Annotated in this window: 28 protein-coding genes, 1 pseudogene and 1 other annotated feature; of the genes and pseudogenes, 11 read left to right on the forward strand and 18 right to left on the reverse strand. The window is 30.9% G+C overall.

The genetic code is table 11. The features are described from left to right. The first annotated feature begins 16 nt into the window (after window positions 1-16). Genes ABDZ69_RS15660 through ABDZ69_RS15670 form a run of 3 tightly spaced genes read left to right on the forward strand, consistent with a single transcriptional unit; the run spans window position 17 to window position 2,199 of the window. On the forward strand, window positions 17-874 hold the full coding sequence (locus ABDZ69_RS15660) for an ABC transporter ATP-binding protein (protein ID WP_343771125.1): 858 nt from the start codon (window positions 17-19) through the stop codon (window positions 872-874). A gap of 12 nt (window positions 875-886) precedes the next feature. Next, complete coding sequence (locus ABDZ69_RS15665; RefSeq protein ID WP_343771127.1) at window positions 887-1,516, forward strand: ABC-2 transporter permease; 630 nt, start codon at window positions 887-889, stop codon at window positions 1,514-1,516. Between the two features lie 20 nt (window positions 1,517-1,536). Then, on the forward strand, window positions 1,537-2,199 hold the full coding sequence (locus tag ABDZ69_RS15670; RefSeq protein ID WP_343771129.1) for an ABC-2 transporter permease: 663 nt from the start codon (window positions 1,537-1,539) through the stop codon (window positions 2,197-2,199). Between the two features lie 71 nt (window positions 2,200-2,270). On the opposite strand, the gene ABDZ69_RS15675 is transcribed toward ABDZ69_RS15670, so the two are convergent. From ABDZ69_RS15675 to ABDZ69_RS15695, 5 genes are all read right to left on the reverse strand, one after another. After that, a complete protein-coding gene (locus ABDZ69_RS15675; protein WP_343771131.1) occupies window positions 2,271-2,909 on the reverse strand; it encodes an SIMPL domain-containing protein in 639 nt (212 codons plus the stop codon). Between the two features lie 58 nt (window positions 2,910-2,967). Further along, window positions 2,968-3,699, reverse strand: a complete 732-nt coding sequence (ymfI, locus tag ABDZ69_RS15680; protein ID WP_343771133.1) for an elongation factor P 5-aminopentanone reductase — start codon at window positions 3,697-3,699, stop codon at window positions 2,968-2,970. Window positions 3,700-3,713: 14 nt separating this feature from the next. Continuing rightward, on the reverse strand, window positions 3,714-4,730 hold the full coding sequence (gene hutG, locus ABDZ69_RS15685; RefSeq protein ID WP_343771135.1) for a formimidoylglutamase: 1,017 nt from the start codon (window positions 4,728-4,730) through the stop codon (window positions 3,714-3,716). 103 nt (window positions 4,731-4,833) lie between these two features. Continuing rightward, window positions 4,834-5,082: a DUF3892 domain-containing protein gene (locus tag ABDZ69_RS15690; protein ID WP_343771137.1), complete on the reverse strand. Its 249-nt coding sequence runs from the start codon at window positions 5,080-5,082 to the stop codon at window positions 4,834-4,836. Between the two features lie 92 nt (window positions 5,083-5,174). Continuing rightward, window positions 5,175-6,059 (reverse strand): pentapeptide repeat-containing protein, encoded by an 885-nt coding sequence (locus ABDZ69_RS15695; RefSeq protein ID WP_343771139.1) that lies wholly within the window; start codon window positions 6,057-6,059, stop codon window positions 5,175-5,177. Window positions 6,060-6,234: 175 nt separating this feature from the next. Here ABDZ69_RS15695 and ABDZ69_RS15700 point away from each other — a divergent pair, with 175 nt between their 5' ends. From ABDZ69_RS15700 to ABDZ69_RS15710, 3 genes are all read left to right on the forward strand, one after another. Beyond that, window positions 6,235-6,588: a hypothetical protein gene (locus tag ABDZ69_RS15700; RefSeq protein ID WP_343771141.1), complete on the forward strand. Its 354-nt coding sequence runs from the start codon at window positions 6,235-6,237 to the stop codon at window positions 6,586-6,588. 92 nt (window positions 6,589-6,680) lie between these two features. Beyond that, a complete protein-coding gene (locus ABDZ69_RS15705; protein ID WP_343771143.1) occupies window positions 6,681-7,121 on the forward strand; it encodes a hypothetical protein in 441 nt (146 codons plus the stop codon). 78 nt (window positions 7,122-7,199) lie between these two features. Next, complete coding sequence (locus ABDZ69_RS15710; protein ID WP_343771145.1) at window positions 7,200-7,385, forward strand: hypothetical protein; 186 nt, start codon at window positions 7,200-7,202, stop codon at window positions 7,383-7,385. Between the two features lie 121 nt (window positions 7,386-7,506). On the opposite strand, the gene ABDZ69_RS15715 is transcribed toward ABDZ69_RS15710, so the two are convergent. Continuing rightward, window positions 7,507-7,836, reverse strand: coding sequence for a tRNA-binding protein (locus ABDZ69_RS15715; RefSeq protein ID WP_343771147.1), 330 nt, complete (start codon window positions 7,834-7,836; stop codon window positions 7,507-7,509). A gap of 118 nt (window positions 7,837-7,954) precedes the next feature. After that, window positions 7,955-8,682 (reverse strand): annotated as a pseudogene (locus ABDZ69_RS15720) (AraC family transcriptional regulator). 220 nt (window positions 8,683-8,902) lie between these two features. Here ABDZ69_RS15720 and ABDZ69_RS15725 point away from each other — a divergent pair. Further along, complete coding sequence (locus ABDZ69_RS15725) at window positions 8,903-9,457, forward strand: rubrerythrin family protein (protein ID WP_343771149.1); 555 nt, start codon at window positions 8,903-8,905, stop codon at window positions 9,455-9,457. A gap of 63 nt (window positions 9,458-9,520) precedes the next feature. On the opposite strand, the gene mltG is transcribed toward ABDZ69_RS15725, so the two are convergent. The 6 genes from mltG to ABDZ69_RS15755 all read right to left on the reverse strand — a co-directional run bounded on the left by mltG (window position 9,521) and on the right by ABDZ69_RS15755 (window position 14,942). Beyond that, window positions 9,521-10,516: an endolytic transglycosylase MltG gene (mltG, locus tag ABDZ69_RS15730; protein ID WP_343771151.1), complete on the reverse strand. Its 996-nt coding sequence runs from the start codon at window positions 10,514-10,516 to the stop codon at window positions 9,521-9,523. Between the two features lie 300 nt (window positions 10,517-10,816). Further along, window positions 10,817-11,959, reverse strand: coding sequence for a trans-sulfuration enzyme family protein (locus tag ABDZ69_RS15735; protein WP_343771153.1), 1,143 nt, complete (start codon window positions 11,957-11,959; stop codon window positions 10,817-10,819). A gap of 42 nt (window positions 11,960-12,001) precedes the next feature. Beyond that, the gene (locus ABDZ69_RS15740; RefSeq protein ID WP_343771155.1) at window positions 12,002-12,745 is read right to left on the reverse strand and encodes an amino acid ABC transporter ATP-binding protein; all 744 of its coding nucleotides are present in this window, start codon (window positions 12,743-12,745) and stop codon (window positions 12,002-12,004) included. Between the two features lie 15 nt (window positions 12,746-12,760). Continuing rightward, window positions 12,761-13,444, reverse strand: coding sequence for an amino acid ABC transporter permease (locus ABDZ69_RS15745; protein WP_343771157.1), 684 nt, complete (start codon window positions 13,442-13,444; stop codon window positions 12,761-12,763). A gap of 12 nt (window positions 13,445-13,456) precedes the next feature. Beyond that, window positions 13,457-14,266 carry an amino acid ABC transporter substrate-binding protein gene (locus ABDZ69_RS15750; RefSeq protein WP_343771159.1) on the reverse strand — a complete coding sequence of 270 codons (810 nt, stop codon included), beginning with the start codon at window positions 14,264-14,266 and terminating at the stop codon, window positions 13,457-13,459. A gap of 54 nt (window positions 14,267-14,320) precedes the next feature. Then, window positions 14,321-14,566: a binding site (T-box leader), on the reverse strand. Between the two features lie 109 nt (window positions 14,567-14,675). Then, entirely contained in the window at window positions 14,676-14,942 is a 267-nt protein-coding gene (locus ABDZ69_RS15755; RefSeq protein WP_343771161.1) for a hypothetical protein, read from the reverse strand. Window positions 14,943-15,139: 197 nt separating this feature from the next. On the opposite strand from ABDZ69_RS15755, the gene ABDZ69_RS15760 reads away from it, so the two are divergent. The 4 genes from ABDZ69_RS15760 (at window position 15,140) to ABDZ69_RS15775 (ending at window position 19,464) form a co-directional block, all read left to right on the forward strand. Further along, window positions 15,140-16,924 (forward strand): urease accessory protein UreH domain-containing protein, encoded by a 1,785-nt coding sequence (locus ABDZ69_RS15760; RefSeq protein WP_343771163.1) that lies wholly within the window; start codon window positions 15,140-15,142, stop codon window positions 16,922-16,924. A 98-nt stretch (window positions 16,925-17,022) separates the two neighbouring features. Then, entirely contained in the window at window positions 17,023-17,274 is a 252-nt protein-coding gene (locus tag ABDZ69_RS15765; RefSeq protein ID WP_343771165.1) for an SHOCT domain-containing protein, read from the forward strand. 76 nt (window positions 17,275-17,350) lie between these two features. Then, the gene (locus ABDZ69_RS15770) at window positions 17,351-18,064 is read left to right on the forward strand and encodes a response regulator transcription factor (RefSeq protein ID WP_343771167.1); all 714 of its coding nucleotides are present in this window, start codon (window positions 17,351-17,353) and stop codon (window positions 18,062-18,064) included. Then, the gene (locus ABDZ69_RS15775; RefSeq protein ID WP_343771169.1) at window positions 18,064-19,464 is read left to right on the forward strand and encodes a sensor histidine kinase; all 1,401 of its coding nucleotides are present in this window, start codon (window positions 18,064-18,066) and stop codon (window positions 19,462-19,464) included. Before ABDZ69_RS15770 ends, ABDZ69_RS15775 begins: the two co-directional genes overlap by 1 nt. A gap of 95 nt (window positions 19,465-19,559) precedes the next feature. Here ABDZ69_RS15775 and ABDZ69_RS15780 read toward each other — a convergent pair whose 3' ends face one another. From ABDZ69_RS15780 to ABDZ69_RS15800, 5 genes are all read right to left on the reverse strand, one after another. Then, a complete protein-coding gene (locus ABDZ69_RS15780) occupies window positions 19,560-19,997 on the reverse strand; it encodes a hypothetical protein (protein WP_343771171.1) in 438 nt (145 codons plus the stop codon). Between the two features lie 98 nt (window positions 19,998-20,095). After that, window positions 20,096-20,224 carry an LDCC motif putative metal-binding protein gene (locus tag ABDZ69_RS15785; RefSeq protein ID WP_343771173.1) on the reverse strand — a complete coding sequence of 43 codons (129 nt, stop codon included), beginning with the start codon at window positions 20,222-20,224 and terminating at the stop codon, window positions 20,096-20,098. Window positions 20,225-20,346: 122 nt separating this feature from the next. Continuing rightward, window positions 20,347-21,723, reverse strand: a complete 1,377-nt coding sequence (locus ABDZ69_RS15790; protein ID WP_343771175.1) for a sensor histidine kinase — start codon at window positions 21,721-21,723, stop codon at window positions 20,347-20,349. Then, a complete protein-coding gene (locus ABDZ69_RS15795; RefSeq protein WP_343771177.1) occupies window positions 21,724-22,410 on the reverse strand; it encodes a response regulator transcription factor in 687 nt (228 codons plus the stop codon). It lies immediately after the preceding gene. A gap of 153 nt (window positions 22,411-22,563) precedes the next feature. After that, window positions 22,564-23,664 carry a C40 family peptidase gene (locus ABDZ69_RS15800; RefSeq protein ID WP_343771179.1) on the reverse strand — a complete coding sequence of 367 codons (1,101 nt, stop codon included), beginning with the start codon at window positions 23,662-23,664 and terminating at the stop codon, window positions 22,564-22,566. Window positions 23,665-23,827: the final 163 nt, after the last annotated feature.

Raw genomic sequence — 23,827 nt, forward strand, 5'->3', positions numbered from 1 at the left:
CTGGAGGGAAATTATTATGAATAATATTTTAGAAATCAAAAATTTAAGAAAAGAATATGATAATTTTACACTTAAAGATATAAGCTTTAATCTTGAACGAGGATATATTATGGGATTCATCGGTCCTAATGGAGCTGGCAAAAGCACCACAATTAAGCTAATTATGAATCTTATAAAAAAGAAAAGCGGAGAAATCACAGTTCTAGGCAAAGATAACCTAAAATATGAAAGAGAAGTTAAAGAAAAAATAGGCTTCGTTTACGACGAAAATTATTATTATGAAGATTTAACTATAAACGAAATAAAAAGAATTATATCTCCTTTTTATAAATACTGGGACGATGCTGCCTTCAATAAATATTTAAAAGACTTTGATTTAAATCCTAAAAAGAAAATTAAAACCCTATCTAAGGGAATGAAGATGAAGTTTTCTCTAGCTATGGCACTCTCCCACAATGCTGATTTAATAATCATGGATGAGCCAACTTCAGGTCTTGACCCAGTGTTTAGACAAGAAATACTGGATATATTATATAACTTAATACAAGATGAGAATAAAAGCGTGTTTTTTTCAACTCATATTACTACGGATCTGGAAAAAATAGCTGATTATATAACCTTTATAAACAAGGGAGAAATAGTTTTTTCAAAGCCTAAAGATGAAATCATGGAAAACTATGCTTTAATTAAGGGTTCAAAGGAGCTTTTAGATTATGATTTGGAAAAGGAATTTATTAAAGTTCGTAAAACCTCCTTTGGTTTTGAAGCTTTAACTAACAATGTAAATAAAGTAAAGAAGCTTTTTGCCAAAGAAAATGTAGTTATAGATAGAGCTTCTTTAGAAGATATCATGGTTTATACTGCTAATAAATAGGAGGTACCTTGCATGTTTAATCTTATTAAGAAAGATATATTAGTACAAAAAAAATCTATTTATTTCATACTATTTTATTTGTTTATTGGTCTAGTTGCGTTTAAAACCATGCCTGATTCAGCAACAACCTACTTAATTGCAACTACCATAGCATTTTTCTTTATTGCTGGAAGTTTTTCTTACGATGAGCAAAATAAAACCTACATGGTTATAAACAGCTTACCTATTAAAAGAAATAGCTTAATAATATCAAAATATATATCAGTTTTAATATATACATTACTTTCTTTATTAATAATCTATATTTTTACCCTAATAGTATTTACATTAAAACTTCCTTATAAAATTGAATTATTAAACTTAAATCATGTATTCAATGTATTTATTGCTTCAATGTTTCTTTCATCAATATTGTTACCTATTTATTGCAAATTCGGTTACACAAAAGCTCGAGTATTTACCACTCTCTCTTATCTTCTTGTTTTTATTGCATTTAATATCTTAGGAAATATAGGGACTTCCATCCCAATGCTTCTTCAAGGAATTAAATTTGGAAATTTAGGTTTGTTAATTTTAATGTCATTAATTTTCATACTATCTATGTTTTTATCAATAAAACTCTATGAAAACAGAGAATTTTAAACTATAAGGATGGTGCTACTGTGTTTAATTTAGTATTTAAAGACTTTTTACTCCAACGAAAAATTACTTTCATAGCCATAGCTTATTCTTTGTTTATGCTTGTAATAGGTATATTGGCCCCAATAGATAATCCTATGCCTTTATATACTTTTGGAATAATAATCATGGTGTATTCTTCTATCCAAGATATGGTAGGAAAAGAAGAGCGCTGTAAATCATCTTTAATACTAGGAAGTCTACCTATAGATAGAAATGACTTAGTTATTTCAAAATATCTATCTCTAATCTTTATGACAATCATGAACTTAGTAATGTTTTTACTTCCATTTTCCATATTTAGATGGATTAGAGGAGGCAGCCCTATACCTTTTACAGATTATATAATTATGATTGTTTGTGTATCAGCAATACTCCTAAGCTTTTCAATATATTTTCCATTATATTTTAAGTTTGGATATGCCGTAATGAGAATTTTTCCTTTAGTTATATATATAGGGGGGTTAATGTTGCCTGGGTTTTTACAAAAATTAATAAAAAGAGATAATCCAATGGTAAAAAATATTCTTAGTATTATTATTCATAATCCAAGTAAAGTTTTAATTATATTTTTCATGTTTTCATTAGCTATGCTACTAATTTCCATGTTTATATCTTTAGTTATATATAAAAATAGAGACCTTTAAAAAAGCCACCAAGGTGGCTTTTTAGTTGTTTAGGTGATTAGTGTTTTATACTCAACTAAAACACTAAAAATCTAAGAAACTAAATAACTAAATAGCGCTACTATTTTTGCCGTTACATTAATTTGTCCTGGAAGTATTGGGGTAGCCTCTGCTAAAGCTTTATAAGGAACTGGACTTTCCCCTATTTCTCTAACGCTTTCTTCAATAATTCTAACAGGAGTGCCATTTAAATTAACCCTTAAGCTATTAGCCATTTCTCTAGCTTTTATTGCAGCATCTTTTAAAGCTAGCTTCAATGCCTTATTGTAATATATTTCCATATTGTCCACAGTGAATTTTATGTTGTTTACTGTATTTGCACCATTCTTTACTGCATTATCTACTACTTCCCCTACTTTGTTAATATTTCTCACTTTAACATTTAAAATATTTGACACCCTATATCCTCTAAAAATTTGCCTTCCCTCCACATAATCGTATTGAGGCTCAATAGTATAGCTGGCTGTACTTATGTCTTTTTCATCTATCCCCATTTGTCTTAATGCATTTATAACTGAGTTTGATTTTATAGCGTTTTCTCTTTGAGCCGTTTCTAGATCTTTATTCTCTGTAACTACTCCTAAATTAACTATAGCTACATCGGGCTGAACTCTCACAATTCCTAATCCATTCACCTTCATTTTTCCTTCATTCCAAGAAGTATAATCCATAATAAAAAACCTCCAAACCATATAATTATTACATTATATGTAAGAAGGTCTTTTATGTTTATAGCATTCCGCCATCTATAGTTATTATTTGACCTGTAATATATTTTGAAGCATTACTGCATAAAAACACTACGGCTTTTCCTATATCTTCACAATCTCCAAATCTACATAGAGGTATTTCTTCTTCTAAACTTTTCTTTTCCTCAGGGGATAACCATCCGTTCATTTCTGTATTTATCACTCCTGGAGAAATGGCATTTACTCTAATACCTGAAGGTCCTAATTCCTTTGCTAAGGCTTTTGTAAAGGAATTTATTCCTCCCTTTGAGGCAGAATATATAACTTCACAAGATGCCCCAACATTTCCCCACATAGAGGATATGTTGACTATAGCTCCCTCTCCTTTTTTAAGCATATGTGGAACCGAAGCTCTACAGCAGTTAAATACCCCTTTTAAATTAGTATTTATCAGTTCATCAAAGTCCTCTTCACTAGAATCTATAAAAAGGCCCACCTTAGAAATTCCTGCATTGTTAACTAGTATATCTATTTTCCCAAACCTACCTACTATATCATCAACCATAGTTTTTGTTTCCTTATATGAGCTTACATCACACCTATAAATTTCTCCATATCCGCCTATACTTTTAATATATTCTAAAGTTTCTTTAGCAGAAACCTCATCTCTTCTATAGTTAATTACTACAGAGCATCCTGCCTTAGAGAGTTCTATGGCAATTCCTTTGCCTATGCCTCTAGAGCCCCCTGTAACTAGTGCTACCTTATTCATCCTTACACATCCTTTTAGTAAATATCACAATCATTCATTCTACTTAATGTATTGATTAGAGCAAAAATTATGGATGCAGCCAAGTTTGCTGTAACATTATCTGAATCAAACCTTGGTGAAACCTCAGCTATATCAAAACTTACTACCTTATTAGATCTTAAAATGTATTTTAAAAATATCAAAGCTTTTTCTGGATTTAGTCCTAAAGGCTGGATAGCGCTTACCCCCGGTGCAAACGCAGAGGAAAATACATCGGTACAAATAGTTACATATATATAATCTTGATGTTTAATAAACTCATCAATTTTTTCCATGACATTCCAGTTGTCGCTATATAAAATATCTTTAGCTAAAATGTACTTAACTCCAAGTCTATCTGCTGTTTTAAAAAGTTCTACAGTATTACTGTGCTTTTGAACTCCCAAACAAAAGTATGAATAGGGTAAGTTTTCACTTTCACATATATCTGCTATTTGCCTAAACATGCTTCCAGAGCTGCCCCCATTTGGGTAAGGTCTTATATCAAAGTGAGCATCAAAGTTTATTATACCAATTCTAGGTTTATCATCGACTTTCCTAATATTATTTAATACTCCATTGTAATTTCCAAAGGCAGTTTCGTGTCCCCCACCTAATACTATAGGAAATAAATTTAAACTTAAAATTTTATCTACGCATTTTGAAAGAAGGCTTTGGCTTTCTTCTAAAGTTATATCTTCGCAATGTACATTGCCCATGTCAAAGATCTTCACCTCTTGATTAAAACAACAAGGTAGGTTAGCTAATTCCTTTCTAATACTTTCAGGTCCTTTAGCAGCTCCTCCTCTTCCTTTGTTTCTCTTAACACCTTCATCGCAACAAAAACCTATGAGACCAAAACCTAGCTTGCCTGTAAAAGGAGTTAAATCTTCTCTATTTAAATCAACACATTCTACCCACTGGTGCCATCTAAAGGCATCAAAATTAGTTTCACTATCTGTTCTTCCTTGCCATATTTCCTTATCTAAAGTTTTATAATTTCTATCAAACATTTTATCCACTCCTATTTTTGACTTTACATATAAATTATATAATAATAAAAAATTATAGGCTACTGATAATTATATCAGCAGCCCGTCTTTTTTTAGTCTTTTGTTACTCTTCTACTACAGGTAAGTTTTTTAAATAATTATATTTATCATCATCAGGTAAACTTTCCAAAAATTCATTTCCTATCTTGGCAACTTGAGGAGATACTCCTTTTATAGCCGTTTGCCTTGACATGAAAACCGCCTGCTCTTTTGATATGGTTTCTCCATTATCTAGATTATAAGCTGTGATAACTCCATCGTCACCTCTAACTACTCCTATAATAGTGTGGCCAAATGTATGATCAAAGTACATAAATGAAAACACCTCCAAGTTCATTTTAATAATATTATTTCCTTGGAGGTGGATAAAATACTACTGAAATACCGCATATTCATTTCAGATAGTTAATCATTTGACCAATGGGTTGGGCGAGTTAGCAAAATCGGTAGCTTTGTATTAGAATCCCCCTTTGCCGTGTTAATCTGAGCTTGAGTAAGAAAGATACTATCTCTAAGGTTAGCTCCTCTGAGGTCAGTATCTCGTAAATCAGCTCCAATGAGATCAGCCCCGCTCAAATCCACTCCTCTTAGATCTGCTGCAATAAGACATGCTCCTCTCAAGTTTGCACCTCTGAGATTAGTTTTTCTGAGATCTTTGCCAATAAAATCTAATCCTCGCCCTCTGCTATTCTGACGTCTTGAAGAAGTTTTCTGTCCACCACGGAATTTATTTTGTACTAGTTCACTGGTACGTTGAAGTAGAGCGTTAACATTATTTCGGTGCGCTGCCATATCCAATTCTATAAGAGAGTCAGGGCTAAGATGAGTAAGTCCTTCCGTTTCATTGAATATGCTGCTGAGCTCATCTTGGATAGGACTGGCAGGCTTTAGTGTACGCGCTTCTGTCAGATACCATAGCATTTCATGCAGTTGTCTCATAATCAGGAACACCTCAAACATTTGATTAGCGGACTCCGGAAATTGTCTCCAGTCATGTCCACCGTAGGTAACTTGAGCAACCTTTTGTCCTGCCCCAAAGCAATCATAAGCAGTACAACCTTTAAGTCCCCGTTCTCTGAGATTTCTGTGAACTGAGCAGGTAAAATCCGATTTTAAATTTATGCAAGGTTTGCCCGCCTCTTTGTCCACTGGAAAACCTTCAAAAGCTGAAAAGTACAGTGCAATACAGCACAAGCCGAAACACTTTTCGCAGTCAACTCTAAGGTCCTCTAGCGCCCTGTGGAGAAAAGATAATTCTTTATCACTTTTATTTCCATGTGGATATATCATATTCATTCACCTCATATTTACAAAATGTAAAAATTTTCACTTTTAAATTATATCATAGGCATCATATTATTCAACTTCTAAAGAACATTCATTATATGCTAAAACTTTAATTATTATAAGAATAATATGATTTTTTCCATAAATATGGTAATATTATAAGGAGGAGAGTGATTTTATGATGTATTTAGCGGCGAAAACGTATAAAATAGTAATATTTTTTCTACCATTTATATTAATTCCGGCTATTACACCCTTTTATCTTATTCTTGATAAATTTTTACTTGTAAAGATTTTTGGCTGTGGATGTGTGGGTAATGGGGAAATATTCAATTCATATGGTGGCACATTCAATGCTAACGATTTAAGAACAGTAGCATTTGGTATTTTAGTTGTTTTAATGATAATACTAGCAACATATTTATCATTAAGTTTTAATTTAAAGAGTTATCGAATGTTATATATTGGAACCGTTAGCTTATTTAACGTAGCATATTGGTTCCTTATTATTAAAACATTTTTCTGGAAATGATATAAGCATTTTTTATGATAAAGTTCACTAGAGCATTATTGGAAATATAATGAAAGAGAATATTACTTATATAATCTTCTATGGAGGTAAACATGAATAAATATAAGAAAAATGCTATAGCTGCAAATATATTTCTTATGGCTTGGTTCTTTCTAGATATGGTGAGCTTAAACATTGGCGATAATATTTTAGTAACGAGTTCATATAAAGATGACGGTATATTTTTTATTATTTTTTTAGTAGCATTTGTCTGGTTTGTTATAAAGGACAATATTGGAAAATACATTCTTGTAGGCTGGCTTTTTGTGTGGTTTACAACACAGTTTTATTTTCATTGGTATTTTACTATATTTGGCCCATGGAAAGGAAAAATTAATTATTTTGCTAATACTATAAAGTTAATACCATCTTCTAATATTTACATACCCGATTTATATCATATCGTATTGCATGTATTAATTCTGGCTTCGTTAATAAGTATGATTATATATTGTGCTGTTTGCAAAAATAAAAAAGAGTCTAATTACTATTAGTTAAATCATAATAGTAATTAAATGCGTCTATTTTATATAGGTATATTCGAATAAATTATATGAGAGGAGGGTTTGATAATGGAAAAGGTAATATGGGTTAGAAGTAATGTGAAAGCGCTAGGTACAAAAGAAGATGATGGCTTGGATATAGTAAACAAGTATTTAGAAGAAGGTTGGAAAGTTAAGCATATATCTGCATGTGCTGTAGGAGATAGCATAATTGCAGGACAGGCGTATATTGTTATTGAAAAAAATGTTGACTAGAATAATTTTAAATATTTAATGACACATCATTCTTAAAGTATGAACTAAGTGGACATTCTATGATGTCCACTTAAAAAATATCAAATTATCAATACTACTGTATATATAAGAAAATTATGCATTAACCTAATTTATCACCTATTTTAACAGATTGTTGTGGTTGGATTAATACTACTCCTTGTGTAGCATAAACTCCTAATATTAATACCTCCGACATAAAATCGGCAATTTGTCTTGGTGGAAAATTTACCACTCCTAAAACTTGCTTACCTATAAGTTCTTCTTTTTTATAGCATTCAGTAATTTGGGCACTGGATTTCTTTATACCAATTTTTTCACCAAAATCTACTATTAGTTTATAAGCAGGTTTTTTGGCTTTTTCAAAAAATTCCACTTCAATAATTTCCCCAACTCGTATATCTAATTTCATAAAATCCTCAAAAGTAACCATAAAAACACCTTCCTTCTGATATTATACAATAATAATTACTAACAATTTCGAAATAGTCCTTTAAAATGTTATATACATACTATTATATCTTTTTAAATAGATAAGTCTTTTCTAAAATCTAGTTAGTTTTTAGCTTATTTTTTGATTTTTTCTTCTAAATTCTGTAGGTGATATTTTTTCTAAATACTTAAACACTCTAGTAAATGATGAATTGTGTTCATAACCTACCATTTGAGAAATTTGTAAAATTGTTAAATTTGTACTCAAAAGGAGTTCTTTTGATTTTTTCACTCTTAGATTTTGTATGTATTCAACAGGGGAGACCTTCATTTTATTTTTAAACCATTCACTATAATAACTGATATTGTAATGTTCAATAGCTGCTAATTTTTTCAAATCTATATCTTCCGTAAAATGTTCATTAATATATTTTATAGAATCAGCCATACTTCCATCCTCAATAAAATGATAACAGTAGAGGAATAAGTTATTGATGGAACTAGAACTTTTTTTATTATCAGCTTCATTTAACAATAAATATCTTATAGCTTTCCACTTATCATCAAATAAAACTTCCCTTCCACCCACCATCTTTTCCATATCATATTTATTAAGCATATTATTAGATATATCTAAAACCAAGAATTCATTACTCTTATCAGCCCTAAAGCTGTGTTCACAATCTGGAGGAAGAAAGAATAAGTGCTCATCTTTTAGTGTTAGTTTTTTATAATTAGTTTCTATATAAAGCATCCCATGAATTGGTAGAATTAATTGAGCATATGAATGAGCATGTGTATTAAGTTTGTAATCATATATTCTACGTTCACATTTTATACTATTCAAAAGTATTCACCTCTTCTTTTCCTATACTATAATTGTAAATTTACGTAATGGGCTTATTATAACATAAATTTATTATTCTCTATTAAAAAGTCTACGCTATACATGGTGCAATGAACCACAGCATAAATTGTACGCATCTTACTAATAATATTACTAGGAAAACTGCTCAACTAAATATAACTAATTTGAGCAATAATTTTTTTGAAGGGTTGTGTAAATAATGTCAGTAAATAATGCAATGACTGCTGATTTTTTACGTTCAGCATACGGTGGAGAAAGTATGGCTCATATGAGATATCTCATTTGGGGAGAATCGGCTGAGAAAGATGGATATCCAAATATAGGAAGGCTTTTTAAAGGAATTGCTTATGCAGAATGGTGCCATGCTAAAAATCATTTTAATGTATTAAAAGATCAAGTTGGAGATAATAGCGTTGTGGCTGGTGCTGTATTTGGTCACACAAATATTATTGAAAATCTCCAAGGCGCAATTAATGGTGAATTACACGAAATAGATCAAATGTATCCAGTATACCTTGAATCTGCAAGGTTTCAGAATGAAAAGGATGCTCAAAGATCATTTCATTTTGCTTTAGAAGCAGAAAAAATCCATGCTAAAATCTTTCAAGATGCTCAAAATATAGCAAGAGAAGGAAAAGATATAGGTAGTGAGACTATTTATGTATGCCCAATCTGTGGGTTTACTGAAATTGGTGATAATGTAGATGAGTGTCCAGTTTGTGGTGCTAAAAAAGAAATGTTTAAATCCTTTTAGATAGTTATTGTTACTAATATGAAAAAAGAGATGTGATTTTTAAAATCATATCTCTTTTCAAATTTATTTTATATATTTTTTTACATTATTTAAATGTTCGCTATAAGTTTTGCTAAAAACATGCCCTTTTCCATTTGCAACATAATATAAATAATCGTGATTCTCAGGGTAAAGAGCGGCTTCTATTGATGCTTTACCAGGAGACGCAATTGGACCTGGTGGCAATTCTTTATACACATAAGTATTATACAAATCTTGTATTTTCAAATCATTGTAAGTAACCTTTTGCATTATCTTTTTACCTTTAGTATTAGCATATATTACTGAAGCATCAACTTGTAGTGGCATACCTTTTTTTATTCTATTATATATAACACCTGCAATTTTACTACGTTCGCTATCATTTGCTGCTTCTTTTTCTATTAAGGATGCAATTGTTATAACTTCATTAATGTCTAAATCTAATTCTTTTGCACGGTTAATATATTCATCAGACATAATGCTTTTAAATCTACTAAACATTAACTTTGCAATATCTTTTTCAGTAGCATCAACTGGTATATAGTAAGTGTCTGGATACAAAAACCCTTCTAAATCGTAGTAAGTATTAGGCTTCTTAGCAACTATATTATTTGAAGTTAAATCGCTAATATTTATTTTTAAGAGACTTTCCTTGTTGATTGTTGTATCTTTTTCCAATCTTTCTCCTATTTGATACAAGGTGAATCCTTCTGGTATGGTCACTATTGAAAAATCAGATTTACCAGTTTTTAATTTTGATATTAGCTCTTTATAGCTTGTACCTTGTTTTATTATGAGCTTACTGCTTTTTATATTACTATTAAATTTATTTAATTTTGTATACATTAGAAAAATATCTTTAGACTTTATAATAGATTTATCTTCTAATTGCTTGGCTAAACTTTCCAAAGAAGACTCCTCTTTTATAATTAAATAATTATCTCCTTTGTTTATTGTTTGTAATCTTTGTATATAGAAATATGACGCTCCTATACCTATTAAAACTATGGTTATTAACATAATTATAAATTTCTTCATAAGCTTTATTTTAAGTTGTTCCTCCTTGTTTATTTTTAGTTATATTATATACTATATTTTATAACTATAAAGACTTTATGTAAATTTTATTAATTTTATATTATTAGTTTATTAAATAAAAATAAATTTTCCAATCACATCCACATTTTCATATTATCTTCACAACTTTTATGTAATATTGAGTTATGTAAACATAATGCAAGATAACAAAAGTATATAACAAAAAACGTCTTAAAATAAAGACGTTTCTTGTTATATGGCATTAATAAATATTTTTGCTGAAATACCGCCTATACCATTTTATATGCTCTCCTTAAGTGCATTTTCTATATCCTTAATTAAATCTTCATCCTTTTCTATACCTACAGATAATCTTATTAAATTATCTACAATACCAACCTTCTGTCTTAATTCGTAAGGTATAGAACCATGGGTCATAGAGGCTGGATGACATGTTAGCGACTCAACTCCTCCTAAGCTTTCTCCAAAAGTTATTAACTTAAGACTTTCAAAGAATTTTTCATAATCATATCCTTCTTTAAGAATAAAGGATATCATTCCACCGTAGCCTTTAGCCTGTCTTGACTGAACTTCATGGCCTGGATGATCTTCAAACCCTGGATAATATACTTTTTCTATTTCTTCTCTATTTCTTAGGAATTTTGCCACAATCTTTGCATTAGAATTATGTCTATCCATTCTCACTGCTAAGGTTTTAATTCCTCTGATTAAAAGGAAGGAATCAAAGGGAGCTAAAACTCCTCCTGTTGCATTCTGAATAAAATGAAGCTTTTCTGCGAGTTCCTTACTATTTACAACAACAATACCTGAAACTATGTCGCTATGACCGCCAAGATATTTAGTTGCGCTATGAATAACTATATCTGCTCCAAGAGTTATTGGTTTTTGTAAATATGGAGTCATAAAGGTATTATCAACGATAGTATATACACCTTTTTCCTTAGCTATATTTGCCACAGCCGCTATATCAGTTACGTCCATAAGAGGATTTGTTGGACTTTCAATATATATTGCCTTTACATTTTCATCAATGCTATTTCTTACTTCATCTAAATCTGAAGTATTAACTATAGAATACTGAATACCAAAGTTATTGAATACTTTATCTAAAACTCTAAAGGTGCCACCATATACATTGTTTGAAATTACTACTTTGTCTCCTGACTTAAATAAAGATAGCACTGCAGTTGTAGCAGCCATTCCTGAAGCAAAAGCAAATCCTGCATAGCCTTCCTCAAGATCTGCAACAAGTTTTTCTAAGGCTTCTCTTGTGGGATTGCCCGTTCTTGAATATTCATATCCTTTATTTACACCAAATTTAAGCTGTTTATAAGTTGAGGTCTGGTAAATAGGCACATTTACTGCCCCTGTATGCTCATCTCCATCTATTCCACCGTGAATTAATAATGATTCAATTTTCATTTTGTTTATTCCTCCTCTATCCTATATTGTCTATTATCTATTTTAATCATCTACTATGCTTAAAAACTGTTTTAACCGTTCATTACTTGTATTTTCAAAGACCTGCTGTGGAGTTCCAGCTTCAACAATTAATCCATCATCCATAAAAACTACTTTATGTGCTGCTTCTCTTGCAAAGCTCATCTTATGGGTTACTACTACCATGGTCATTCCTTCCCTAGAAAGCTCCTTCATCACCTTCATTACCTCCGCTGCTAACTCTGGGTCTAATGCAGAAGTTGGTTCATCAAATAAAATCACCTCAGGCTCCATTGCCATGGCGCGAGCAATAGCTACTCTTTGCTGCTGCCCTCCTGAAAGCTCGTAAGGATAGTGATCTTTCTTTTCCAAAAGTCCCACCTTGGCTAAAAGCTTAAGAGCTTTTTTACTAGCTTCCTCCCTTGAAACCTTCAATACTGTTATCTGCCCTTCCATTATGTTTTCTATAACAGTCATATGGGGAAAGAGATAAAATCCTTGAAACACCATTCCTGTTCCCTTTCGAAGTTCCAGTATTTCATTATTTGATATTTTTTTATTACCATTAAATACTAACTTACTTTCTCCAATGGCTATAGAACCTTCATTTGGAATTTCTAATAGATTTATACACCTTAAAAGCGTTGTTTTTCCCGAACCTGATGGTCCAATAATAACGGCAGTTTCTCCTTTATTAATTTGTAAATCTATACCTTTTAAAATTTCATTGTTCCCAAAACTCTTATGCAAGTTTTTTATATCTATCATAGGATTCCCTCCCTATTACCTAGTTACATATCTTTCAAGTCTTTTTTCCATCTTGCTCTGAATCATTGATAATACACTACAGAATATAAAATAAATAAATGCTACTTCAATATACATCCAAAGGGGCTCATAAGTAGAGGCTGTGATTCTTTGAGCTATTTGAAACATTTCGGTAACAGTTATTGTAGCTGCAAGTGACGTATCCTTAACAAGACTTATAAAAGAATTTGCTAGTGGTGGTATTGAAACTCTAGTAGCTTGAGGTATAATTACTCTTCTTAGAACTTGATTATATGTCATACCTACAGAGTATCCAGCTTCCCACTGTCCTTTGGGTATGGATAAAATTGCAGCTCTTATTACTTCAGAAGTATATGCCCCTACGCTTAAAGTAAATCCTATTATAGCTGCTGTTAAAGCATTTAGCGTGATACCTGCTGCTGGAAGTCCATAAAATATTATAAACAATTGAACAATAAGCGGTGTTCCTCTTATAATAGAAACATAGATTTTAGCTAGTAAAACCAGCGGCCTAAAATTTGATATTCTGGCTAAAGCTGTGCCCAAAGCAAGGATCAATCCAAGAGTAAAAGAAACAAGGGCAAGGGGAACTGTAAACTGCAGTCCCGCCTTTAATAAGGGTAAAAATGAGTTTATTAATATCTCTATTATTCTTAATGTTTTATCATCAAAGTTCATTGTATCACCACATTACTTAGACACGTCGGTATTAAACCACTTATTAGAAATCTCTAAATAAGTTCCGTCCGCTTTCATATCTGCAAGTGCCTTGTTTACCGCTTCTACAAGCTCCTTATTTCCCTTATTAAATAACACTGCACTTTGCTGAGCATTGTCATATTCAGCTACTGCTTTTATTGGAGCATCTGGTTTTTGCTTCTTTAAGTCCAAGTATGACAAACTGTCATTAACTGTAGCATCTACTCTTTTTGAAGTTATAAGATCAATGGACTGATTAAAACCATCAACTTGTACAATATCGGCACCATGTCTTCTTGCTATTTCAGAAATATTGCTTGTTAGAGATTGAGCTGATTTCTTACCATTTAAATCTTCGAAACTTTTAATATCCTGATTATCAATTCCTACAATAAGCACCGCTCTAGATGTTATATATGGTGTTGAAAAATCATATTTTTCCTCACGATCTGGTCTAATTGAAACTTGATTTACCACAGCATCAAATCTTTTTGCATCTAATCCAGCAAGCATGCCATCCCACTTTGTTTCCACGAATTCTGCTTTTACACCAAGACGATTTGCTATCTCAGTTGCTATATCTACGTCGAACCCAGTTAGATTACCATTACTATCATGAAAGGTAAACGGAGCATAGGTTCCTTCTGTTCCAATACGGATTTTTCCCTCACTTTTTATTGTTTCTAATAGATTTTTAGATGTAGTTTGGGTAGCTTGTTTATCCTTTGCACCACAACCTGTAACACCTATAGCTAAAGTTAACGTTAATACTGCACTAATAAATAAATTTCTTTTTTTCATTTTAAATCCTCCTAAATTTAATTTTAAAAATCAAAAAACTCCTGCCTCTAAAAACTTAGAGGCAGAAGTTAACTTCCGCGGTTCCACTCTAATTATCATGTATATAGATACAATGATATCTTATCTTTCCGGTACATATATACCTCAACGCTTTAACGGGCGTACACGCTGTCGTCTACTATATTTCGAGACAGTGCTCAAAGATGCATTCACATAATTTCCACTTAAAATCCCTTTCAGCCAAGGGGATTTCTCTCTTTTAGTTTGCCTTATGTTACTATTTCTTATCATAGCATTTAGTATTTCATACTATTCCTATTGAATTGGTATGATTTAATATTATAATATGCTATTTATATTCTTTTGTCAACTAAATATTTTTAAAGAACATAACTCTTTATTATTACTCCTACACTATTTCCTTACCATTGTTTTCTTGATTTGAATTATCGCAGCAGCTTCCTTTTTTATTTCCACCAAGCATCATTGGCAACATAAAAATCATCATTAAAGGGCATATAAATGGTGCTATTACTCTCAATACACCAGCTGCACTTGGACTAAACTTTGCTATTAGGGGCAAAGATAATAGAATAACTATAGGTAAACCACAACAAAGAACCATGTGTAACATATGCTTTAAAGGACTATGTTTCTTATCTGAATGACATTTCATAATTATACCTCCAATATTATATTTTAAATACATTTTATCTTATTCATATAAAGAGCATATGAAGAAACCTAAATATTTTTTAATTTCTTTTATCTTCATAATATCAACATATTTATTTTATATAATTTACTCATGTTGCTATGTCAGTTAATGTAAAACTTTTTTTTGCATTATTATTACATATTAGGGGGGAATTTATGAGTATTAAAAAAGAGAAAATTAAAGTCTTTGACATGACCTGTACATCTTGTGAAACCAGGGTTGAAAGAGCCATTACAAAATTAGATGGTGTATTAAATGCTAAAGTTAGTTATAGTGAACAATCTGCTGAAGTTGTATACGATAGTGATTTATGTGACATCACTAAAATCAAAGCTGCTATCAAAAGCGCAGGCTACACTGTAGAGAGCCCTAATAATTACAATTCATTAGGAATTCTTATCATGGTAGCTGCTGTCATATTGCTTGGAATAAATACTAGTGGTTTTGACATGGAAGCAAAACTTAATAATGCTTCTTATGCTGTTCTCTTTGTGGTGGGGCTTCTTACTTCCATTCACTGTGTAGGTATGTGTGGCGGAATTATGCTATCTCAAAGCTTATCAAAGGAAAGTAGTACTAAATTTGACGCTATTAAACCATCAATTTTATATAATTTAGGAAGAGTTGTCTCCTATACAATACTCGGTGGAATTATTGGTGCCCTTGGCTCTGTTTTTTCACTTACAATTACTACAAAAGCAATTTTACAAATATTTGCTGGCGGATTTATGATTATCATGGGCTTCAATATGGCTGGTTTTAGTTTATTTAGAAAGCTCCACTTTAAGCTTCCAGCTACTGCATGCAAAGCGAAAAATAAGTCTGGTTCCCCATTTATAGTAGGAATCTTAAATGGACTTATGCCTTGTGGCCCTCTTCAAACTATGCAGCTTTTTGCTTTAGGAACAGGTAGCGCTGTAAAAGGAGCTTTATCTATGTTCGTGTTTTCCATAGGAACGGTACCACTTATGCTAACCTTTGGTGCATTATCAGGACTTTTAAGTAAAGGTTATACTAAAAAAATACTTAAATTTAGCGGAGTTCTTATTATAGTTCTTGGTATAATCATGGGGAATAGAGGATTTGTGCTTGCTGGTATAGACATCAATCCTTTAACAGCACTTACTACCCCTTCGAGAACCTCCTCTAGTGAAAATGTAGCTAAAGCTACAATAAAAGATGGAGTACAGATTATAAATATGACTGCCAGCAATAAAGGTTATACCCCTAATGCATTCTACGTTCAAAAGGGTATTCCCGTAAAATGGATAATTAACGGTGAGCAAATTAACTCTTGTAATAACGCTATTGTTGCACAATCATTAGATATTGAAAAGAAAATAAAAAGTGGTGAAAATATTATAGAGTTTACTCCTGGAGATAAAGATATAAACTTTAGCTGCTGGATGGGAATGATAAGAGGTGTAATAAAGGTTGTTGATAAACTTGAAGATGTTGATACATCCAAGCCTGACCCATCATTGCCTCCTCCAAGTACAGGTCCTAGTTGCTGTGCAGGCCCTGTAAGTGAAGAATCTAGCAATTCCAGCATTTACAGTGATATAACTACAACTCCAACAGAAACCTTAGTAAGCAAAGCTGAAGTTCTAAAAGAATATCAAAGTGTAAAGTTTAAGGGATCTGGCTATGAACTTCAACCTTTAATAGTAGTTACAGGTAATAGCACAAAGACTAAGCTAACCTTTGATTTAAATGCATTTGATAATGCTGAAGGAGAATACCTTATTATAGATGCAACTACAGGAAATACCATTACTTCCTTTACCGGTAAGAAAGGCATGAATGAAATAGAATTTAATCCTAAAAAAGTTGGCGGTTATGCTATTATAAAAGGTGATAGTGTTCTAGGTATAATTGAAGTAGTTGATGATTTAAATGGCACAGATATACAAACCGTGAGAGATAAGTATTTAGAATAACTATTTTATACTTCTCCATAATTCCTCCATAATTAATTTATATAATTAATTCATCAAGAAGATTAAAGAATTATTAATTATTAAGGAGGACTTAATTTATGTTTTGTGGAGGTTTCGGCCCATATGGATTTAACTCTTCAGGTTCATTAGGATTTGGATGGATGTTTTTATCAATGGGATTTAGATTATTAATATTTATTGGTCTAGTATTTCTTGCTGTCAGACTATTTAAAAGCTATACTAATAAATCAAATGATGTAATGAGAATACTTAATGAAAAATTTGCCAGTGGAGAAATAAGTGAAGAGGAATATTTAAAAAGAAAAACTGTTTTATCACAGAAAAACTAGGGACTTGCGTTCCTAGTTTTTTAACTATATGTATATTATAATGAAACTACATATGTACTGATACGAGGTGGAATAAATGAATAATAAATTCAAAATACTAGTTGTAGATGATGAAGAAAAAATAGTAGAGGTGGTTAAAGCATATTTAGAAAAGGATGGTTTTGAGGTAATTACTGCAATGGATGGTGAAACAGCACTTAATTTATTTAGTAAAGAAACCATTCACCTTATAGTGTTAGATTTAATGCTTCCTAAATTATCTGGTGAGGAAGTTTGTCATAAAATAAGAGCTACTTCTTCTGTACCCATTATTATGCTTACTGCAAAAGCCGATGAGGATGAAAGGATAGAAGGTATATCTATAGGTGCCGATGATTATTTAACAAAACCCTTTAGTGTGCGTGAGTTAGTGGTAAGAGTAAGGGCTTTACTAAGAAGAACCTACAGAGAAATTACCCCTATGGCCGATATTCTAACCTTTAATAATGGTGATTTAGAAGTTGATATTAAGAAGATGATTGTAAAAAAACGAGGAGAAGCTATAGGTTTAACAAGTAATGAATTTAAAGTGCTAACTGTATTCCTTGCAAACCCTAGTCAAGTATTTTCAAGGGAACAATTAGTAGAAAAAGCTTTTGGAATAGACTATGAAGGCTTTGATAGAACCGTAGATACTTATATAAAAACTATTCGTCAGAAAATAGAGGATACTCCTAAAGAACCGAAATATATAATTACTATTTATGGCATGGGCTATAAATTTATCCCAAGCTTTATCGAGGTGAAGTAATGAAAATATCTTTAGTGAAAAAATTATCCATAAGCTTTTTTTTAGCAGTTATAGGGTCCATAATTTTGGCAAGCTTTATATCGAATTACACTATTAACAAAGAATTTAAAAGATATTTAGTTGATGAGCATAAATCAAAAATTAATAATGTAATTAAAATTGCAGAAGAATTGTATAGCAATCAAATCAACATTTCAAAGTCAAATGAGGCTGAACTACAAAGATATGCCATAATGCAAGAGTTGTATATTGAAATAAAAGGTTTAAATGATAACACTATATACTCATCTGGTAATTCTCACTTATATCATAAAGCCATGATGGGAAATATGATGGGGCATATGATGAATAATACTTCTGAAAAGAATACAGGTGAGTATATTGAAAATAAGTATCCTTTGGTTATAAATAATAAAAACATTGGAACTATAATCATTGGCTATTTTGGAAACTCTTATTTATCTACTGCTTCAGTTTCTTTTATAAATACCTTAAATCGTTCATTTATATTCTCTGCTTTTATAGCATTAATATTTGGGCTTATGATTAGTATAATTATTTCAAGAGAGATTTCAAATCCTCTTGTTAAAATAACCGAAACCTCAAATAAAATGAGAGCTGGAAATCTAGAGGTGAGAGCCTTAGTTAATTCAAATACTAAAGAAATAGATGAACTTTCTAACTCAATAAATTATTTAGCAGAAACCCTTAAGAATCAAGAAATGCTTCGAAAAAGGCTTACCTCGGACATGGCTCACGAATTAAGAACTCCACTAACTACACTAAAAACTCATGTTGAAGCTTTTATAGATGGCATTTGGGAACCTTCCAGTGAAAGGTTCGAAGCCTTCTACGAAGAAATTGAAAGATTAACGAAACTAGTGGATAATCTCCGTAACTTGGCTAAATTAGAACAAACAAACCTTATATTGAACAAAAGCAAGTTAAATATTTCAATGGAGATTGAGAAAATAATAGAAAGTTTTAAACCTCTCTATATTAAATCAAATTATGAATTAACTAGCAACATAGCTTCAGAAATAAAGGCAATGGTTGATAAAGATAAATTTAAACAGATAATGAATAATCTACTTTCAAATTCTTATAAATACTTAAAAGAAAATGGAAGAGTAGAAGTGATTCTAAAAAAAGAAAAACAGAACATTTTAATTAAAGTTATTGATAACGGCATAGGAATCCCTGAAAAAGACTTACCTTATATATTTGAACGCTTTTATAGAACCGATTTATCTCGTGATAAAAATACCGGTGGATCTGGTATAGGGCTTACTATAACAAAAACTTTTGTTGAAGCTCATGGCGGAAAGATATATGTTGAAAGTGGCCTAAGTAGTGGAACTACTTTCACAATTGAATTTCCTAATATGATATCTTCTTAAAATTATTATTTAAAAATATTAATCTTCATAAGAAAGAGAAGCAGGTTTCTCATAAACCAAGCTTCTCTTTTTTCTTCGCACTATCTTCAAGCAATTTATCTTCTCATCATTCCATTTCCACTAACGTCTACACCTAAACCATGGCAGCCTGCTGCTCCACCCATGGAATTATGCATCTCGATCATTCCTTCTCTTCCTATACCTTCCATCATATTAGCCATATTTCCATATCCATTTTTTTTCATTATGTCTATCATTTGCTTATATTGCTCATCTGTCATATTATTCATAAAGTTATTCATGGAATCAAAATCTCTATTTTCCATAGCTTTAGCCTGATCTTCAAAACCATTATCCTTCATTAAATCTATCATTGAATTGTAAGTATTGTTTTTATTTATATTGTTCTGAGACATCATGGAACCCCTAAAAGCAAATTTATTTGAATTGTTATTTTCCTTCGCATATACAGCAGTTACTGCCCCTATTGTCAATATAGCTGTAGCCACTATTACTAATACTTTTTTCTTCATTAAAATCTCTCCTCTTTTATTTAATTTGTTTCTATATATATTGTATCTTCGAATTGTGGAGGAATTATGAAAGATTCATTGAAGTATAAGTGTTTAAATTATTTATTTTTATCATTAACTTTATTATTTGATTTATTTAAATCGCAACAATCAAGCTTACCATTACCAAAAGTTTTACTATTTTGATCTGCAATTTTTTTTATAAAATCCTTCAAAAATTTTTTCATGGTATTTTTCCTCCTTCTTATACATCACACTCATAGGGATTGATATTATAAAAAATAATATCCATTTTGTTTATCTATAATCATATAATAGCTAAATCTTATGAAGACTATATGAAGAAAGACTAATAATGATTCCCTTTAGCAAAGTAAATCTTAAAAGTAGCTCCTTTCTTCTCTTCACTTTCTACCTCTATCACAGCTGAATGAAGCTGCAATATATTTTTAACAATAGTTAAGCCTATACCATTACCTTCAATTTCATGCCTGCTTTTGTCACCTCTATAAAGTCTTTCAAATATAAAAGGTAAATCCTCTTTTTTGATTCCCATACCATTATCCTTAATTTCCACAATTATATTTTCACTATTCTCGTATAACTTAACTAGCACCTTCCCCCCTGTTTCACTAAACTTAAGAGCATTAGAAATTAAATTTATAAATACTTGTTTTAATTTATCTTTATCTCCAGTTATTTTATAATCTTTACTACTTTCTATATCACAATGTAATTTAATCTCCTTGTTTTCTGCAGCCATATGAAAATCCTTGTATATATCCTTGATTAATTCATCTAAAAATATTGTTTCAAAGTTAAGTTTTATGCTTTCAGATTCAAACTCCTTCAATACATTTAAATTATTTAATAATCTTCCAAACCTAACTACTTCTTCATTAAGGTAGTTTAGCCTTTCTGTTGTAACAGGGAAAAGTCCATCTATCATAGCTTCTAAGTTGTTTTGCAATACATTTAATGGGGTTCTAATTTCATGAGATATATCAGAAACTAATCGCTTTCTTAGTGTATCTTGATATTTTAATTTTGACCCTAGTATATTAACACTATTCCTTAAATTCTCTAACTCTTCAATATCACTTTTCACACCAAATTTTGTATCAAAGTTCCCTCTCGATAGATTTACAGACATATTAGCCACCTCTTTGATTGGAATAGAAAATTGTTTTGAAAAGTAAAGGCTTATAATAACTATGATAATTAAGGTTATTATCCCACTAGCAATAATACTTTTATTTATATCAACTATAAAATTTTCATCTTCTTCCGATAACAATACAGAGGAATACTGACCAACATTAACATATCCAACTACTTTGTCCTCTGATTTAATTTTAAAGGTCTTAGAGGTGTACACTCCTTTATCTTTTGTAGGCATTGTGTTTAGATGTAGCTTATTTCTTATATCATTTGGATCCATGCCCCATATGGTTTTTTTATTGATATCCATCACTGTTAAACAGTAGTTTCCCATATAAGCTTCGTGCATTAACTCTATACCGGAATTACCATCCAATTTCCCATCTTTTCTATATATCTCTTCAAAATAGGATACAATTCTCTCATATCTTTTATTCTGAATGTCCATCATATACCGATTAAACTTATTATTTATTGTTATATTTACAAACAATGTACTTAATAGTATTGCTGAAATTGAACATATAACAAATAAAATACTTAATCTTTTTCTAATTGTCTGCATCTAATTCTCACCACCAAATTTGTAGCCTACTTTCATAACGGTAACAATATATTTAGGATTCTTTGTATCTTCTTCTATCTTCTTACGAATATTTTTTATGTGAACATCAATGGTTCTATCATATCCTTCAAAATCTACTCCAAAAATTTTATCTATAAGTTGCTCTCTAGATAAAACTTTCCCTTTATTTACTACAAGAGCATACAATATATCAAATTCATTTGGAGTGAAAGGCACCTCTTCCCCCTTCACTTCTACTACTCTTTTATCGTAGTCAATACTCAGCGTTCCATCATCAAAAATCAAGTTGTCAGAAGGATTATCTATGCTTAATCTTCTAAAAAGAGCATTAACTCTAGCGGTCAATTCTCTAGGACTGAAAGGCTTTACTAAATATTCATCTGCTCCAATATTTAACCCTTCTATTCTTTCATTTAAGGCTCCTTTAGCAGTAAGCATAAATATATGCACATCTGAGGTTTCTCTTATTGTTTTACATACTTCCTCTCCACTGATATCTGGTAACATTAAATCAAGAATTACTAATTTAAAATCCATTGATTTAAACATTTCAATGCCCTTTAAACCTTTAGTGGTGCAGAAAGCCTTATACCCTTCTTTTTCTAAATAAGCTTTTAAAACTTCAGATACTCTTTCTTCATCTTCAATTATTAAGATATTATTCATATATCTTCACTCCTTATATATGAAAATTATTATTTACTAAACAATACATAAGTATTATACCAATTTATTTTAAAGATATTATGAAGATTTATTATTACATCTTAGTAATAACAATATAAAAGTTTATAAAAATAGAGACAGAAACCTGTCTCTTTATCTCATAACTCTTCTAGCTGTAATATAGTCCGGTCTATTAAGTGGTGATATTTTAACTACATCTCCAGTTCTTGGTGCATGTATATACATTTCGTTTCCAACATATATTCCCATATGTGTTGGGCTTCCCTTTCCAAAGAATACTAAATCCCCTGGTTGGAGGCTATCCCTTGAAACAGCATACCCATCCTTAATTTGATCATAGGTAGTTCTTCCTAAACGTATACCAAAATGCCTATACACATATTGCGTAAATCCTGAACAATCAAAACCTGATGGTGTGGTACCTCCCCATAAATAAGGAGTTCCTAAAAAATTAGAAGCATATGCAACAACGGAATTACTTGAAACTGCCGCTGCTCCTCTAGAAGGAGTATATTTTGGCGTTGAATTTCTTATGGTTTGAATTTGTCTTAAAGTTTCATTTAATCTATTTTGTGATTCGTCTACTACCGAAGCATATAGTCTTTCTTGCCTTTCTGCTTCTTCAATCAACTCATCTTGCTGATTTTTACTTATTTTTAGCTTGTCCAATTTATTATTATTTTCATTGTTTAATGCTAATAATTTATCATTTTGTTTGTTTAACTCTTCTTTTTTACTGTTTAACTGTTCTTGTTTCAATTTAATCTCTGCGATGATTTTTTTATCTAATTCTATAATTCTCTTTAAATTATCTACTCTTGAAAGAAAATCACTAAAACCATTTGCTTCAAATAATATATCTAAGTACCCACCTATTCCATTTATGTAAATAGCTTTTATTCTCTTGTCAAATACTTCTTGCTCAATCTTTATATCCTCTTCTGCCTGCTTTAATTCTTTTTCAGAGGCCTTAATATCTTCCTGTATCTTATTAATTTGTTTCTTATTTTGTTCCATGGCATCCATTGTATCTTCAATTTCAACGTCTAAGTTTTCTATTTTTTGCTCTATCTCAAATCTCTTTTCTTGTGCTCTTTTCAAATTATTTTTGTCTGCTTGTAACTGCTCCCTCTGACTTTGTATTTGCTCAGATGTAGGTGCCGCAAAGACTGGTTTATGTACAGAAACTACTATTGTAAATATTAATGTGAAATATCTTAGTCTCCCCTTCATCCTATTCCTCCTTAGTGTTTTTATAAAACTTATCATAGCAATTCTTTATGTAGAACATATGAAGATGCTATTTGGTAATAATTACCTAAATTTTTATTAATATCTTTATATAATCTACATAATTGAATAATATAATATAATCAAGTTAATCGTGAATCTATCA

It is taken from the genome of Clostridium malenominatum (assembly GCF_039521365.1).
GTDB classification, from domain to species: domain Bacteria; phylum Bacillota; class Clostridia; order Clostridiales; family Clostridiaceae; genus Clostridium_AW; species Clostridium_AW malenominatum.

Bases quoted from the DNA above. Each gene is read 5' to 3' on its own strand.
- ABDZ69_RS15660 (WP_343771125.1), top strand. From the start codon at position 17: ATGAATAATATTTTAGAAATCAAAAATTTAAGAAAAGAATATGATAAT.
- ABDZ69_RS15665 (WP_343771127.1), top strand. From the start codon at position 887: ATGTTTAATCTTATTAAGAAAGATATATTAGTACAAAAAAAATCTATT.
- ABDZ69_RS15675 (WP_343771131.1), bottom strand. From the start codon at position 2,909: ATGGATTATACTTCTTGGAATGAAGGAAAAATGAAGGTGAATGGATTA.
- ymfI (WP_343771133.1), bottom strand. From the start codon at position 3,699: ATGAATAAGGTAGCACTAGTTACAGGGGGCTCTAGAGGCATAGGCAAA.
- hutG (WP_343771135.1), bottom strand. From the start codon at position 4,730: ATGTTTGATAGAAATTATAAAACTTTAGATAAGGAAATATGGCAAGGA.
- ABDZ69_RS15690 (WP_343771137.1), bottom strand. From the start codon at position 5,082: ATGTACTTTGATCATACATTTGGCCACACTATTATAGGAGTAGTTAGA.
- ABDZ69_RS15695 (WP_343771139.1), bottom strand. From the start codon at position 6,059: ATGATATATCCACATGGAAATAAAAGTGATAAAGAATTATCTTTTCTC.
- ABDZ69_RS15700 (WP_343771141.1), top strand. From the start codon at position 6,235: ATGATGTATTTAGCGGCGAAAACGTATAAAATAGTAATATTTTTTCTA.
- ABDZ69_RS15705 (WP_343771143.1), top strand. From the start codon at position 6,681: ATGAATAAATATAAGAAAAATGCTATAGCTGCAAATATATTTCTTATG.
- ABDZ69_RS15710 (WP_343771145.1), top strand. From the start codon at position 7,200: ATGGAAAAGGTAATATGGGTTAGAAGTAATGTGAAAGCGCTAGGTACA.
- ABDZ69_RS15715 (WP_343771147.1), bottom strand. From the start codon at position 7,836: ATGGTTACTTTTGAGGATTTTATGAAATTAGATATACGAGTTGGGGAA.
- ABDZ69_RS15725 (WP_343771149.1), top strand. From the start codon at position 8,903: ATGTCAGTAAATAATGCAATGACTGCTGATTTTTTACGTTCAGCATAC.
- mltG (WP_343771151.1), bottom strand. From the start codon at position 10,516: ATGAAGAAATTTATAATTATGTTAATAACCATAGTTTTAATAGGTATA.
- ABDZ69_RS15735 (WP_343771153.1), bottom strand. From the start codon at position 11,959: ATGAAAATTGAATCATTATTAATTCACGGTGGAATAGATGGAGATGAG.
- ABDZ69_RS15740 (WP_343771155.1), bottom strand. From the start codon at position 12,745: ATGATAGATATAAAAAACTTGCATAAGAGTTTTGGGAACAATGAAATT.
- ABDZ69_RS15745 (WP_343771157.1), bottom strand. From the start codon at position 13,444: ATGAACTTTGATGATAAAACATTAAGAATAATAGAGATATTAATAAAC.
- ABDZ69_RS15750 (WP_343771159.1), bottom strand. From the start codon at position 14,266: ATGAAAAAAAGAAATTTATTTATTAGTGCAGTATTAACGTTAACTTTA.
- ABDZ69_RS15755 (WP_343771161.1), bottom strand. From the start codon at position 14,942: ATGAAATGTCATTCAGATAAGAAACATAGTCCTTTAAAGCATATGTTA.
- ABDZ69_RS15760 (WP_343771163.1), top strand. From the start codon at position 15,140: ATGAGTATTAAAAAAGAGAAAATTAAAGTCTTTGACATGACCTGTACA.
- ABDZ69_RS15765 (WP_343771165.1), top strand. From the start codon at position 17,023: ATGTTTTGTGGAGGTTTCGGCCCATATGGATTTAACTCTTCAGGTTCA.
- ABDZ69_RS15770 (WP_343771167.1), top strand. From the start codon at position 17,351: ATGAATAATAAATTCAAAATACTAGTTGTAGATGATGAAGAAAAAATA.
- ABDZ69_RS15775 (WP_343771169.1), top strand. From the start codon at position 18,064: ATGAAAATATCTTTAGTGAAAAAATTATCCATAAGCTTTTTTTTAGCA.
- ABDZ69_RS15780 (WP_343771171.1), bottom strand. From the start codon at position 19,997: ATGAAGAAAAAAGTATTAGTAATAGTGGCTACAGCTATATTGACAATA.
- ABDZ69_RS15785 (WP_343771173.1), bottom strand. From the start codon at position 20,224: ATGAAAAAATTTTTGAAGGATTTTATAAAAAAAATTGCAGATCAAAAT.
- ABDZ69_RS15790 (WP_343771175.1), bottom strand. From the start codon at position 21,723: ATGCAGACAATTAGAAAAAGATTAAGTATTTTATTTGTTATATGTTCA.
- ABDZ69_RS15795 (WP_343771177.1), bottom strand. From the start codon at position 22,410: ATGAATAATATCTTAATAATTGAAGATGAAGAAAGAGTATCTGAAGTT.
- ABDZ69_RS15800 (WP_343771179.1), bottom strand. From the start codon at position 23,664: ATGAAGGGGAGACTAAGATATTTCACATTAATATTTACAATAGTAGTT.